The organism is Kitasatospora sp. NPDC001225 (assembly GCF_053597855.1).
This window is the reverse complement of record NZ_JBSFJC010000006.1, coordinates 107,514-120,396: the sequence shown is the minus strand read 5'-3', so window position 1 is coordinate 120,396 and position 12,883 is coordinate 107,514. Positions and strand designations below refer to the sequence as shown.

Annotated in this window: 10 protein-coding genes and 1 pseudogene; 4 read left to right on the top strand and 7 right to left on the bottom strand. The window is 74.3% G+C overall.

Annotated features, from left to right (window positions below):
* Nucleotides 1-419 precede the first annotated feature (419 nt).
* From ACWDCZ_RS03630 to ACWDCZ_RS03620, 3 genes are all read left to right on the top strand, one after another.
* The gene (locus ACWDCZ_RS03630) at nucleotides 420-2,660 is read left to right on the top strand and encodes an Ig-like domain-containing protein (protein ID WP_449815117.1); all 2,241 of its coding nucleotides are present in this window, start codon (nucleotides 420-422) and stop codon (nucleotides 2,658-2,660) included.
* A gap of 194 nt (nucleotides 2,661-2,854) precedes the next feature.
* On the top strand, nucleotides 2,855-4,129 hold the full coding sequence (locus ACWDCZ_RS03625; RefSeq protein WP_375876742.1) for an SPFH domain-containing protein: 1,275 nt from the start codon (nucleotides 2,855-2,857) through the stop codon (nucleotides 4,127-4,129).
* Nucleotides 4,126-5,130, top strand: a complete 1,005-nt coding sequence (locus tag ACWDCZ_RS03620) for a C40 family peptidase (protein ID WP_449815116.1) — start codon at nucleotides 4,126-4,128, stop codon at nucleotides 5,128-5,130. Before ACWDCZ_RS03625 ends, ACWDCZ_RS03620 begins: the two co-directional genes overlap by 4 nt.
* Nucleotides 5,131-5,228: 98 nt before the next feature.
* Here the strand turns inward: ACWDCZ_RS03620 and ACWDCZ_RS03615 are convergent, their stop codons facing one another.
* Nucleotides 5,229-6,182 carry an aldo/keto reductase gene (locus tag ACWDCZ_RS03615; protein WP_449815115.1) on the bottom strand — a complete coding sequence of 318 codons (954 nt, stop codon included), beginning with the start codon at nucleotides 6,180-6,182 and terminating at the stop codon, nucleotides 5,229-5,231.
* A 143-nt stretch (nucleotides 6,183-6,325) separates the two neighbouring features.
* Here ACWDCZ_RS03615 and ACWDCZ_RS03610 point away from each other — a divergent pair, with 143 nt between their 5' ends.
* Entirely contained in the window at nucleotides 6,326-6,526 is a 201-nt protein-coding gene (locus ACWDCZ_RS03610) for a hypothetical protein (RefSeq protein ID WP_049650146.1), read from the top strand.
* Between the two features lie 54 nt (nucleotides 6,527-6,580).
* On the opposite strand, the gene ACWDCZ_RS03605 is transcribed toward ACWDCZ_RS03610, so the two are convergent.
* The 6 genes and pseudogenes from ACWDCZ_RS03605 to ACWDCZ_RS03580 form a co-directional block, all read right to left on the bottom strand.
* Nucleotides 6,581-7,603, bottom strand: a complete 1,023-nt coding sequence (locus ACWDCZ_RS03605) for an endo alpha-1,4 polygalactosaminidase (protein WP_049650147.1) — start codon at nucleotides 7,601-7,603, stop codon at nucleotides 6,581-6,583.
* A gap of 22 nt (nucleotides 7,604-7,625) precedes the next feature.
* On the bottom strand, nucleotides 7,626-8,321 hold the full coding sequence (locus ACWDCZ_RS03600) for a spherulation-specific family 4 protein (RefSeq protein WP_074001827.1): 696 nt from the start codon (nucleotides 8,319-8,321) through the stop codon (nucleotides 7,626-7,628).
* Nucleotides 8,318-9,235, bottom strand: a complete 918-nt coding sequence (locus ACWDCZ_RS03595; protein ID WP_449815114.1) for an NAD-dependent epimerase/dehydratase family protein — start codon at nucleotides 9,233-9,235, stop codon at nucleotides 8,318-8,320. The genes ACWDCZ_RS03600 and ACWDCZ_RS03595 overlap by 4 nt, the downstream gene beginning before the upstream one ends.
* Before the next feature lie 125 nt (nucleotides 9,236-9,360).
* Nucleotides 9,361-10,062, bottom strand: a pseudogene (locus ACWDCZ_RS03590) (nucleotidyltransferase family protein); the annotation flags it as partial.
* Nucleotides 10,063-10,137: 75 nt separating this feature from the next.
* Nucleotides 10,138-11,130 carry an SDR family NAD(P)-dependent oxidoreductase gene (locus tag ACWDCZ_RS03585; protein WP_117488606.1) on the bottom strand — a complete coding sequence of 331 codons (993 nt, stop codon included), beginning with the start codon at nucleotides 11,128-11,130 and terminating at the stop codon, nucleotides 10,138-10,140.
* 159 nt (nucleotides 11,131-11,289) lie between these two features.
* Nucleotides 11,290-12,822: a hypothetical protein gene (locus ACWDCZ_RS03580; protein WP_449815113.1), complete on the bottom strand. Its 1,533-nt coding sequence runs from the start codon at nucleotides 12,820-12,822 to the stop codon at nucleotides 11,290-11,292.
* Nucleotides 12,823-12,883 lie beyond the last annotated feature (61 nt).

The following is a 12,883-nucleotide window of genomic DNA, read 5'->3' as shown; positions in this document are numbered from 1 at the left end:
GCTCAACGGATAGAGCACTTGACTACGGATCAAGAGGTTGCAGGTTCGAATCCTGCTGAGCGCACCATCGAGAAGCCCCCGGCCACCGGCCGGGGGCTTCTCCGTTTCTCCGGCGTACCCGGCAAGTGATTCGAACACAGGCCACGGGTGGGTGGCCGCGTCCCGGAGGCCGGTGTCCGCCGAATGGGCCTGGAGGTGCCATTCCCGCGTCCGTTCGGGTGGCGCCGATTGCCGCCTAATGGATGAAATGCAGCCGTTTCGGGTACATCCCGTCCTGCCGCCCGGATGACCGCCGAACGGGTGGGATACGGCCAAAAGCACCGGTGTCGCAGTATGACCGGCCCAGGATCGTGATTCCTTTTTGTCGGATCTTGTGCAGACTGCCCACCCCCCGGCAGCCGACCGCGAAGGAGAGCCGGATGAGCCGACAGTTTCCCCGTACGGCTGTCGCCCTGGCCGTCCTCGCGAGCGGGCTGCTGACCGCGTGGAACGTCCCGCTCGCGGCGGCCCGGCAGTTCCCCGACACCCGTTCCGCCGAACACCGGGCGGTGCCGCCCTCCGGGCTCCCGGCCCGGGTCGACCTCGACGCCGCCCCGCAGGAGTACGGCACCGCCACGCACGTGGCCTCCGACCTCCTCCTGGGCGCCGGAGCGACCGCCCCGGCGCGCACCGGCCGCAGCGGTGCCGACGTGTCGATCGCCCTCCCCTTCCCCACCGAGGCGGCGATCGGCCGCTACTACCGGCTCACCGTCCCGGTCGCGGTCGGCGACCGGCCCGCCACCCTGGCCGGCTGGATCGACTTCGGCCGCACCGGCCGGTTCGACCCCGCCCAGCGGGTGCAGACCGAGATCCCGGCCGGCGCCGCCACCGCGACCCTGGAGTGGACCGTCCCGCCCGGCGCGGCCTCGGGCGAGACCTGGGCCCGGCTGCGGATCGGCCGCGACGCCGGACAGCTCGTCTCCTCCGGCGGCTTCGCCGACTCCGGACAGGCCGCCGACCAGCGGATCGAGCTGACCGTCGGCGCCGCCCGGCCGGAGATCGCCGAGCCGGTCGCCGGTGCCGTCCTCGCCGACGCCCGCCCGCAGGTCAGCGGCCACGGCGCGGTCGCCGGCGCCACGGTGGAGGTCCGGGAGGGCGACACCGTCCTCTGCCGGACCGAGGTCGGGAGCGGCGGTGACTGGTCCTGCCGCCCCGGCACGGAGCTGGCCGTCGGTCCGCACGCCCTCACCGCGGTGGAGACCACCGGCGGCGGCGTGGTGCTGCGCGGCGATCCGGTCACGGTCGACGTGAAGACCGTGCCGCCGGGCGCTCCCACGCTCACCGTCCCCGCGTACACCAACGACCCGGGGCTCCGGCTCACCGGCACCGGCGAGGCGGGCAGCACCGTCTCGGTCCTCGACGAGGGCTCCAGCGACGAACTGTGCATCACCGGGGTGCCGGCGGGCGGCGCGTGGTCCTGCCTGCCGGTCGAGGACCTGACGGACGGGAAGCACCTGCTCACCCCGGTCGCGGTCGACCGGGCGGGCAACCGGACGGCCGGGCTGCCGGTCCCGCTGGTCGTCTCCACCGCCCTGCCGGGCCGGCCGGTGCTCACCTCGCCGGCCCCGGGGGAGACCGTGCGGGTCAGCCGGCCGAAGCTGGCCGGCCGGGCGGATCCGGGCACGGACGTGCTGGTCACGACGGGGGCCGGCGCGGGCGCGGAGCCGGAACGGCGGACGGTGCTCTGCGGGGCGACGACGGCGTTCGACGGGAGCTGGAGCTGCACGGCCAACCGGGACCTGGCGGCCGGGGAGCAGTGGCTGACCGTCACGGCGACCGACCGGGCGGGGAACGCGGCCTCGGCGGAGCCGGTGCCGGTACGGGTCGCCACGGCGGAGGCGGCGCCCGCTCCGGGGGCGTCGAGCCCGGCGGTGCCGAGTGCGGCGGCGCAGAGTTCGGTACTGCCGAGCCTGGTGCTGCCGAGTGCGGCGGCTCCGAGTGCGACGGCTACGGCTACGGCTTCGGCTTCGGGTCCGGGGGCGTCGAGCCCGACGGCGGTGTCGGCGTCGAGTTCGGCAGCGAGCCCGGTGGCGTCCGGTGCGGCGGCGGTGCCCTCGGGCCCCGCCGAGCCGAGTCCGAGCGCCCAGGGTGCGGCGGTGGCCTCGCCGACTCCGTCCGTCGTGGCGGCGCCAGCGGGGGTGCCGGTCGCCGTTCCGCCGGTGGGCGCACGGCCGGTGACGGCGAGTCCGGTGGGTTCCGGTCCGTCGGCGGGGCCGTCAAGGGCGACTCCCGGGCCCGCGAAGACCGTGGCGGCCGCGTCCGCCCCGCCCGTCGCTTCCACCAGGCCCGTCGTCCCGACCCTTTCGACCGCCGAGGCCTTCTCCCCGAGCCTGACGCCGGCCCCCGCTACCGGCCACGGCGCCCCGGCCGCGGCCGTCGTCGCGGTGCGGCCCGGGCCCTCACCGGCCGGAGCCGCCGACCCGGTCGACTCCGCCGGGCCCGCCGGGGACGCGGCTCCGCCGTTGGCGGCGCCGCCGGTGGAGACCGCGCAGGGCGCGTCCGGGCGGTCCGGGGCGACCGGCTGGCGCGGTGGAATCGCCGGATTCCTGCTGGTGCTCACCGGCCTCGGGCTGATCACCCGTCGGGTGTTCGCCCGCAGGCCAGGTGCTCCTCGGCGCTGAACTGCGCCGAACTGTCCCGACCATCAGTTCATGTGCCTGCGCGTCAGGTCAGCTTTGGATGATTCGTCAGTAAATGTCGACACACCTCGGCTCAAATGTCGCATTTGATGACGTATGAACTTAGCCTGACCCTGGCACTGCCCGTCAGATCCGGGCCGCCCGTTGCGCGACACACCGACCCAGAGGATCCGTGCATGGACGTCACCCGCGATTCTTCGCAGCGACCCGACAACCTGCCCAAGGCGCTCCCGCCGGCCCTGCCGGAACGTTCCGCCGTCGGCTCCGGCCCGCTGGCCGGGACCACCGCCGTCAAGACCCTCAAGCCGGGCGGCCCGGCCGACAGCGGTCCGGCGACCACCCCGCTGGCCGTCGTCCCGAGCCCCTCCCACGGCGGCTCGGCGGACCTGCGGGACCCGCTGGAGTCGGCCGCCCCGGAGACCGTCGAACTTCCGGACCCCCTGGTGGCCGGGGCCCTGACCGCCACCACCTCCCGGCGCCCGCCGCGCGCCGACCAGGCGCTGCGCGAGCAGCGCGCCACCGCGCTGCCCGGCTGGCTGGCCCTGCTGGCGGTGCTGATCGGCGTGGGCGGCGTGCTGCTCGTGCTGCTGCGCACCGGCGTCATCCCGTACTGGGACGCGCTGCCCGACCTGCGCGGCAGCGCCGCACGGGAGAGCGGCCGGGTGGAGGTGGACGCGCCGTGGATCGCCGCGGTGGCCGCCGCCGGCCTGCTGGTGGTGTTCACGCTCGCCGGGCTGCTGGCCAACGCGGGCGGCGAGACCCGGGTGCTGACCCGCTGGGGCCGCTACCGGGGCACCGTCCGCCGGACCGGCCTGGTCTGGGTCAACCCGCTGCTGCGCCGCCGCCGGGTGGACGTGCGGCTGCGGCACTGGCGCAGCGAGCCGGTCAAGGTGGTGGACCGCACCGGCACGCCGATCGTGGTCCGGCTGCTGATCGTCTGGCGGGTCAAGGACACCGCGCGGGCGCTGCTCGCGATCGAGGACCACGAGAGCTACCTGCGCGAGCAGGTCCAGGCCGTGCTCACCCGCACCGCGTCCACCCTGCCCTGCGACAGCAACGCCGCGCCCGGCCCCGCGCTGCGCGACGGGCAGTGGTTCGCCGACGAGATGACCAGGGCGCTGGCCGCCGAGGTCGCCCCGGCCGGCCTGGAGGTCTACTCGGTGCAGCCGCTGGCCCTGGACTACGCGCCCGAGGTGGCCGAGTCGATGCGCCGGCGCAGACTGGCCGACCTGGACGCGGGCCTGCGCACGGTGCTGGTGGACGACGCGGTCGAGGCCGCGGCGCTCGCCGTCCGCCGACTGGAGCGGGCCACCGCGCACGAACTGGACGAGGCCGCCCGCAGCGCGCTGATGGAGCAGCTGCTGGTCGCCTTCGTCGCCCCGGCCGGAGTGGCCGCCTCGGTACCGTCCCCGGCCGCCCGTGCCGGGCGGAAGGAAGGACGACCCGCATGAGGATAGCCACCGGCGCGTACGCCGAGTCCGGTATCGGCCCCGACGGCGATCCCGGACTGATCGGCTTCGAGGAGCGCCTCGGCAGCATCCCCGCGCTCGCGGGCTGCGGCTGCCCGAACTGCGTCGTCCGGCCGCGCACCGCCCGCTCCGCGGCGGCGGCCGGCGGCAGCCGAATACACCGGGCCGTGCGGGGCACCTGCCTGGCCACCACCGTGCTGGCGGGCGCCGGCGTCGTCGGCTTGACGGCCGGCGCCGGATCCGCGCACGCCGCGGCCGGGAAGCAGGGCTGGGACGGCTCGAAGTACTGGTTCAAGAACGGCTCCGGCGAGTGGCGTTGGACCAGCCACTACGACGTCTACGCGAGCCGCACCGGGCAGTCCGGCGGCTCCGCGGGCTCCTCCGGTTCCTCCGGTTCCTCCGCTCAGGCCGTCTCCAACGGCTCGGCCTCCTCCGCCGGGATGCGCCAGGGCTGGGACGGCTCGAAGTACTGGTTCAAGAACGGCAGCGGCGAGTGGCGTTGGACCAGCCACTACGACGTCTACGCGAGCCGCACCGGGCAGTCCGGCGGCTCCGCCCGGACCCCCGCGCAGCCCGCGCCCCCCGCGAGCCGTCCGTCGGCGAACCCCGCACCGGCCTCCGGGAACATGGAGTCGGCCATCGACTACGCGCTCGCCCAGCTGGGCAAGCCGTACGTCTGGGGCGGCAACGGCCCGTCCGGCTACGACTGCTCGGGGCTGGTCCAGCAGGCCTACCGGCGCGCGGGGATCAGCCTGCCGCGGGTGGCCGACGACCAGTACGCGGCGACCACGCCGATCAGCGCCGGGCAGCTGCGCCGCGGCGACCTGGTGTTCTGGTCCGACAGCGGCCGGGCCTCGGGGATCCACCACGTGGGGATCTACCTCGGTGGCAACAAGTTCGTGGAGGCTCCCCGGCCGGGCACGACCGTCCGGATCTCGACCCTCAGCCAGGGCTACTACCCCACCCACTTCGGGCGGCCGTGACCGCGCGGCCGTAACGGCGAAGGCCGTACCGGGCCCCGACAGCGCGCCGCTGTCGGGGCCCGGACCGCGTTCGGAGCGGCCGCGGTGCCGGATCCGGCTCAGGCGGAGGCGGCGTCCAGCAGGGCGGTCTGCTCCGGGGTGAGCTGCAGGGTGGCGCCGACCAGCAGCGGCCGGAGCTGCTCGACGGTGCGGGCGCTGGCGATCGGGGCGGCGACCGTCGGACGGGCGGCGAGCCAGGCCAGGGCGACGGAGGCGGGCTCCACCCCCTGCTCGGCGGCGACGGTGTCCAGCGCCTCCAGCACCTTGGGGCCGCGCGGCTCGGCCAGGTAGCGGGCGGCGCCCTCGGCGCGGGCGCTGGCCACGCCGTCGGCGCCCGGACGGTACTTGCCGGTCAGGAAGCCGGAGGCCAGCGCGTAGTACGGGACGGTGGCCAGGCCGTGCTCGGCGACCACGTCGGCCAGCGGGCCCTCGAAGGTGCCGCGCGAGACCAGGTTGTAGTGCGGCTGGACGGCGACGTACTTCGCCAGGCCCTCGCGCTCGGCGAAGGCCAGCGCCTCGGTGAGCCGCTCGGCGGAGATGTTGGAGGCGGCGACCGCCCGGACCTTGCCCTCGCGGACCAGCTCGTCCAGCGCGGTGACGAACTCCTCGACCGGGGTGTCGTCGTCCCGGTGGGTGTAGTAGAGGTCGATCCGCTCGACGCCCAGGCGGCGCAGCGAGTCCTCGGCCGCGGCCTTGATGTTGGCGGCGCCCAGGCCACCGCGCTCGGCGAGCATGCCGACCTTGGTGGCGATCACGACGTCCTCGCGGTTGCCGCGGCTGCGCAGCCAGTTGCCGAGGACGGTCTCGGACTCGCCGCCGGTGTTGCCCGGGGCCCAGGAGGAGTAGACGTCGGCGGTGTCGACGAAGTTTCCGCCGGCCGCCGCGTAGGCGTCCAGGACGGCGAAGGACTGCTGTTCGTCGGCCGTCCAGCCGAAGACGTTGCCGCCGAGGGAGAGCGGGAAGACGGACAGGTCGGAGGTGCCGAGGCTCACCCGGCTGTGGTTTCCGGTCATGAAGGCAGTCAACCCCATGGCCCGGCCCGGCATTCCGGGAACCCCGCGGTCTTCACGAGGCTGTTGCACGGAAGGGTGGTGTGGTCCGCGCGACGGGGGTCCGGGGTGTGCCCGAGGTGGGCCGATTCGTTAGAGTCCGTGCCATGGCTGACAACGACTACGACCCCGCCGGCAGCACCCAGATGTTCCGGGCGTTCGTCGACGAGAGCCCGGCGCCCCAGGCCCCGGGCAACGTTTCCACCTACGGCAGCAGCAAGAGCAGCGGCCGCACCGGCGTGATCGCGCTGGTCGCCGTCGTCGTGCTGGTCGTCCTGGGCGCCGTCGTCTGGCTGGCGGTCAAGTGACCTTCGCGCGGGTGACCCTCGTCCGGGTCACCCGCGCGACGGAAGACGAACACCTCAGCAGGGCTTGCGCCAGGCGTTCAGTTCGAGCTTCTTCCGCATCGAACTGAAGCCCAGCGACTTGGCCTTGCCGCAGAACTGGTCCGTGTCGAGCTTGTACTCGACGTGGAAGACCGCCTTGCCCGCCTTGACGAAGGGCGCGACCCGGTCGCACTCGTCGAACTGCGCGCACTCCTCGTTGACCGCGAAGTCGAAGTCCGGGAGCAGGGCCGGGATCTGGTCCAGGTCGTTCTTCAGGCCGATGGCCAGGCCGCGTTCGTGGGCGAGCTGGGCCAGCATCCGGTTGTACTTGAGCTGGTCGTCCGGGGTCAGCGGGAAGCCGCTGTTCTGGTTGTACGCCTCGATGGTGTCCGGCTCGACGGCGTCGAAGCCCTTGCTCCGGCACATGTCGAAGCGGGCGGCCATCAGCGGCTTCAGCTGGTCGAGCTTGCGGATGTCGAACCACTTCTCGCCCTTCCAGCCGGTGTCCGAGCCCTGGAGGGACTTGGCGAAGGCGGCGGAGTCGGGGCGGAAGTCCTCCCAGGAGCCGGCGTTGATGTAGCAGATCACCTTGCGGCCCTTGGCGTGCAGCGCGGCCACCACCGAGGCGTCGTTCTCGAAGCCGTCGATGTCGTAGACCGGGACGTCCACCGACTGGTCGACGCCGCCGCCGAGTTGCCACTGCCAGGCGAGGCCCGGGGCGGGCTGCCAGCGGGCGCCGGCCGGCGGTGCCGGGTTGCCCGGCGGGGTGCCGGTGCCCTGCGGGGTGCCGGGAGGCGTGCTGCTGCCGGGCGTGCCCGGGGCGGGCGCGGTGGTGCCGGGAGCGGTGGGCGCGGGGGTCGGCGTGCCCGGCTCGGTGGTGCTCGGGTCGGGGGTGCCGGGGGTGCTCGGCGCGGTGGCCGCGGGGGAGTTGCTCGGGGTGCCGTCGGCCGAGTCCTGGTCGTCCTCCGATCCCGAGCTGCTGCACGAGCTGACCAGCAGGGCGGTGGCGGTGGCGAGGGCCAGGGCGGCCGGGAGGTGCCGGTGGTTGCGGCGGTTCACGGTAGTCGGACTCCGGATCGGGTCAGGTCAGTTCGGCGGCGTTCAGGCCGTACGGCAGGGTGCGCCAGGGGTTCTCCCCGGCCCCCGGTACGGCGCAGCCGACGCCGGCTCGCCGGGCGGCGATCAGGGCGGCGGCGTCCTGGGCGTGCTCGGAAGGGACGTCGTAGACCAGGTGGCAGAAGCGGGAGGCCGCGTGCCGGCCGGTCCACAGCGGCAGCGTCATGGCGCGGTAGGCGTCCCAGTCGCCCTCGAAGGTCACCAGCAGGTCGGCCAGGCCGACTTCGGCGTAGCCCGGGTCCGGGTGCTCGCCGTGGCCGAACACCACGGTGCCGCAGCCGGCCGCGCGGGCGGCCGTGGCCAGCCGCCGGTAGTGCGCGAGCGCACCCGGGTGGGTGGAGACCTGGTCGAGGTAGACGCCGGTGATGCCGTGGCGCTGACGGTACGTCAGGATGTCGGCCACCACGGCCGCGTGCGGCCGGCGGCCGTAGTCGGTGTCGGTGTAGCCGACCAACGGCAGTCCGGCGGCGCGGAGTTCGTCGGCGGCCTCGGCGAAGACGTGGTCCGGGAACTCGCCCGGACCGTCGGCGAGGTTGAGCACGACGGCGGCGATCCGGGCGGGGTCGGCGGCGGCGACCGCCTGCCAGGCCGCCGGGTCCACCGCGGGGTGGACGTACAGCGGCACCAGCAGGCGGCCGTCGGGGGTGTGCCCGGCGGTCATGCGACCACCGGGTCGGGCGTGGGCCCGGCGGTGCCGAGCCACAGGTCGCGCAGGGTGTCGGCGAGGTCCGTCTCCGGCCGCCAGCCGAGCTCCCGGTCGGCGGCCGACACGTCGGCCTGCTGCCAGGAGACCGCGGCCGAGCGCTCGGAGCCCGCCCCGCTCTCGTCGATCCGGCCGGTGAAGCCGGCTGCGGCGACCAGCCCGTCCGCGATCGCCCGGACCTGCCGGGCGTGCCCGGAGGCCAGGTTGAGCACCCGGGGGAGCGGACGGTCGGCGGTGACGGCCAGGCCGACCGCCTTCGCCACGTCCCGGGCGTCGACGAAGTCGCGGTAGGCGGAGAGGTCGCCGACCGTGATCACGCCGTCGGCGCCCTCGGGCGCCACCCGGCGCAGCTCGGCGGCCAGCCGCCCGGGCAGCGAGCCCGCCGGGGCGCCGGGGCCGACCGGGTTGAACACCCGCAGCACCACGGCGTCCAGCGGCGAGCCGGCCACCGTGAGGGAGCCGGCCAGCTTGGTCGCGCCGTACACACCGACCGGGCGGGCGTCGGCGTCCTCGGCGAGGGACTCGCCCCGCGCGCAGACGCCGTACTCGCCGGCCGAACCGATGTGCACCAGGCGGGCCTTCGGGGCGCCGAGGGAGAGCGCCTCGCAGAGCACCGCCGGGCCGCGGGCGTTCACCTCGGCGAGCTTGACCGCGCTGCCGGCCACCGCGCCGGCGAAGTTGACCACCGCGTCGGGGGCCAGCGCGGACAGTTCCTCGCCGAGCGGGCCGGCCTGGGCGGTGGCCAGGTCCAGCCGGAGGTCGTGGGCGGGCCGCCGGCCCGCGGTCAGCACGGTGGCACCGGGCACTGACCGCAGGACGGCGGTGGCGTGACGGCCGAGGAAGCCGTCGCCGCCGAGGAGCAGAATTCTCACGCGGCCCGTCCGTCGCTCTCGGCGCCCGCGGTGGCGGGCTCGGTGGTCGCGTCGTCCGGGGCGGTGCGGGCGGCCGGGATCGGCAGCTCCGCGACACCCGGTGTGATGCCGCTCGACTCGAAGGGCATCAGGACCGGACGGATGGTGGAGAACTCGGCGTTGGCCCGGTCGTAGTCGTCGGGCCGGCCGATGTCCAGCCAGTAGCCGCCGAACTCGTACGCGGCGGGCGGGGTCTCGGCGGCCAGCAGGTCGAGCACCAGCTCGTCGAAGCCCAGCGGCAGGCCGGGGGTGTACTTGGCCAGCGCCGAGCGGGAGACGCCGTACACGCCCATCGAGACGCGGTAGTCGATGCTGGGCTTCTCCTGGAAGCCGGTGATGGTGCCCTCTTCGGAGGTCAGCACGCCGAAGTCGATCTTGACCTGGCGGGCGTAGGTGGCGATGGTCAGCGGGGCGCCGGACGCCTCGTGGTGCTTGAGCACCCCGGCGAAGTCCAGGTCGGTCAGGATGTCGCCGTTCATCACCAGGAAGTGCTCGGGCAGGCGCTCCTGCATGGTGAGCAGCGGGCCCATGGTGCCGAGCGGGCTGTCCTCGACGGCGTAGCCGACCCGCAGGCCCCACTGCGAGCCGTTGCCGACGTAGGCGCGGATGATGTGGCCGAGGTGGCCGATGGCCAGGGTGACGCTCTGGAAGCCCGCGGCGGCGAGCTGGCGCATCACGATCTCCAGGATCGCGTGCTGGTCGCCGATCGGGACGAGCGGCTTGGGAAGCGCGGTGGTGTACGGGCGGAGACGGACGCCCTTACCGCCGGCCAGGATCACTGCGTGCATGGTGTTTCCCCCACGGAAAGGATGTGCAGGACACGAACCTTGGTTACCAGGACGAGCAAGATCGGTCGGGGCGGGTCAGACGTTGTAGATGTCGGTCTTGTAGCGGGCCAGGTTGGCCGGGTCGCGGAAGAACTCGATGGTCTGCTCCAGGCCCTGCTCCAGGCTGAAGTTCGGGGCCCAGCCGGTGGCCTCGCGCAGCCGGGTCGCGTCCGCGACCAGGCGCATGACCTCGGAGTTGGTCGGACGGATGCGCTGCTCGTCCTCCTTCACCACCAGGTCCACGCCCATCAGCTTGCCGACCAGGGTGACCAGGTCGCCGACCGAGATCTCGCCGCCGGTGCCGGCGTTGAAGGTCCGGCCGACCACCGTGTCGGCGGGCGCGGTGCCCACCGTGCGGAAGGCGTTGGCGGTGTCCTTGACGAACGTGAAGTCGCGGGTCGGGCGCAGGTCGCCGAGGGTGATCTCGGTCTGGCCGGCCGCGACCTGGGCGATCACGGTCGGGATGACGGCGCGCATCGACTGGCGCGGGCCGAAGGTGTTGAACGGGCGCAGGGTGACGACCGGGGTCTCGAAGCTGGCGTGGTAGCTGTCGGCCAGCCGGTCCCCGCCGGCCTTGGAGGCGGCGTACGGGGACTGGGTGTTGATCGGGTGGTCCTCGGTGATCGGCACGGTCTGCGCGGTGCCGTAGGTCTCGCTGGTGGAGGTGTGCACCAGGCGGGGGATCTCCTGGTGGCGCACCGCCTCCAGCACGTTCAGGGTGCCGGTGACGTTGGTGTCCACGTACGAGTGGGGGGCGCGGTAGGAGTACGGGATCGCGATCAGGGCGGCCAGGTGGTAGACCGCCTCGGTGCCCTTGACCAGGCCGTTGACCGAGCCCGGGTCCCGGACGTCGCCGAGGACGATCTCGACCGAGTCCAGCACCTCCTCGGACAGGGTCTCCAGCCAGCCGAAGGACGAGAACGAGTTGTACTGGACCATCGCGCGGACGTGGTGCCCGTCGGCGACCAGGGTCTCGACGAGGTGGGAGCCGATGAAGCCCTCGGCTCCGGTAACCGCAACGCTGCTCATGCGGATGTCGCTTTCTCGATCTGCCGGGGCGGCCGGACGCACTGGGGTGGCCGGCCGCCGTTGGCCCGGTGGGTGTCTCAGGTGGAACGGGTACGGCGGTGCACGCGAAGGAGGCGTGCGGGATATTCGATGTGTTCAGCGGTGCTGGGTGGTGCGTTTTCAGCGGTGCTGGGTGGTGCGGCCGAGCGCGGGCCCGGCCAGTGCGGTGAGGACGAAGGCGGCCGTCCCGCAGCCGATCAGCTGCAGGACGATCGGGTCCGCACCCGCCAGCAGCCCGGCGCTCTCGGCGACCGCGGCGGCCAGACAGACGAGGGCGGTGCTCCAGCTGAACCCGAAGGCGTTCAGCAGCAGCGCCAGCCAGAGCGAGCCGCCGAGGAGCAGCATCGCGCCGAGCTGCGGCACGCCGAGCGCGGGGGCGCCGGGCCACAGCACGGTCGCGGCGGCGTCCAGCGCGGCCACGGTGGTGAGGTAGATGAAGAGGCAGCCGAGCAGGATCCCGCCGGTGCGGCGGGTGAACTGGCCGCTGGTGTGGCTGGTGCGCAGGGCGGCCACCGCCATCGCCCGGTAGCGGAAGAGCAGCCACTCGGCGAGGCCCAGGCTGAGCGTCAGCGCGATCATGGCCGGTCCGGTCGGGGTGGTCGACGTGGCCTGCGCGGGGAGGCCGCCGGACTGCACGGCCTGGTGGATCGTCCCGCCGAGGCCGGCGATCAGCGTGAGCGCGCCGCAGGCCAGGCCGAACAGCAGGTGCGGGACCTCCTGGCGGACCGGCAGCCTCAGCTCGACGGACTCGCGTTCGCCGCCGCGGATGCAGACCAGCAGCTCCCGGACGGCCAGTCCGACCGCCAGCACCAGCGAGACGAGCAGCACGACCGTACGGACCGGCTGCGGGACGTCCGCCGCCAGCACCACGCCCGCGCCGACCGAGGCCGGGGCCAGCGCCAGCAGCAGGAACTTCTCCCGCCCGAGCACCAGCAGCACGGTGGCCGCGCCCAGGTAGCAGGACTGCCCGGCGGCGAAGCACAGCGCGCCCAGCGGCCCGCCGACCACGTACGCGGCGGCCGCCGCGACCAGCGCGCCGACCGGGGCGCCGATGGCCAGGCAGACCGCGGCCTCACGGCGGCGCAGCCGGCCCAGCCAGCGGTAGGAGCGGTGCGCCAGCGCCTGGTTGAAGCCCCAGCTGACCAGCGTGGCGACGGACAGCGCGAGCATGCCCGAGGGCAGGCCGAAGCGCATCCGGGTGGTCGCGAACAGGTTGGCGCCGAGCAGGTAGCCGAGCCCCGGCAGGGCGAACACCAGGCCGCGCACCACGCAGCGCCAGGGGTCGGCCCGCCAGGGGTTGGCGAACTCGGAGCTCGGGCCGGGGTAGCGGCGCTCGACCTTCTCGAACAGTTCCTCGGCGACGGTGAACGCGTCGGGGCGGCCGTACAGCAGGGCGGCCTGCTCGTCCGACAGGCCGTCGGACTCCAGGAAGGCCGCGATCTCGTACGGGTGGACGGCGTCGGCGCAGACGTCGCGCAGGCGCGCGGCGAGCTCGTCCAGCGGGTCCGCGGGGAGGTAGAGCGAGTCATCCGGCTCCGGCTCCGGCTCCTGCTCCGACGGGGCGGGACGGCGGCGCTTGAGCGGCAGGGCGCGCAGCTGCACGGTCTGGTCGGGGCCGGCCTCGCCCGGAATCAGTCGCAACGGACCGCTCATGCGTCCACCTCGCTGTGCTCGGCGGCCGCTGAGCGGAACACGCGCCTTTCGATGGTTCGCT

What these genes read in the sequence shown, in the direction of transcription:
- ACWDCZ_RS03630 (WP_449815117.1), top strand. Translation starts at nt 420, where the DNA reads ATGAGCCGACAGTTTCCCCGTACGGCTGTCGCCCTGGCCGTCCTCGCG.
- ACWDCZ_RS03625 (WP_375876742.1), top strand. Translation starts at nt 2,855, where the DNA reads ATGGACGTCACCCGCGATTCTTCGCAGCGACCCGACAACCTGCCCAAG.
- ACWDCZ_RS03620 (WP_449815116.1), top strand. Translation starts at nt 4,126, where the DNA reads ATGAGGATAGCCACCGGCGCGTACGCCGAGTCCGGTATCGGCCCCGAC.
- ACWDCZ_RS03615 (WP_449815115.1), bottom strand. Translation starts at nt 6,182, where the DNA reads ATGACCGGAAACCACAGCCGGGTGAGCCTCGGCACCTCCGACCTGTCC.
- ACWDCZ_RS03610 (WP_049650146.1), top strand. Translation starts at nt 6,326, where the DNA reads ATGGCTGACAACGACTACGACCCCGCCGGCAGCACCCAGATGTTCCGG.
- ACWDCZ_RS03600 (WP_074001827.1), bottom strand. Translation starts at nt 8,321, where the DNA reads ATGACCGCCGGGCACACCCCCGACGGCCGCCTGCTGGTGCCGCTGTAC.
- ACWDCZ_RS03585 (WP_117488606.1), bottom strand. Translation starts at nt 11,130, where the DNA reads ATGAGCAGCGTTGCGGTTACCGGAGCCGAGGGCTTCATCGGCTCCCAC.
- ACWDCZ_RS03580 (WP_449815113.1), bottom strand. Translation starts at nt 12,822, where the DNA reads ATGAGCGGTCCGTTGCGACTGATTCCGGGCGAGGCCGGCCCCGACCAG.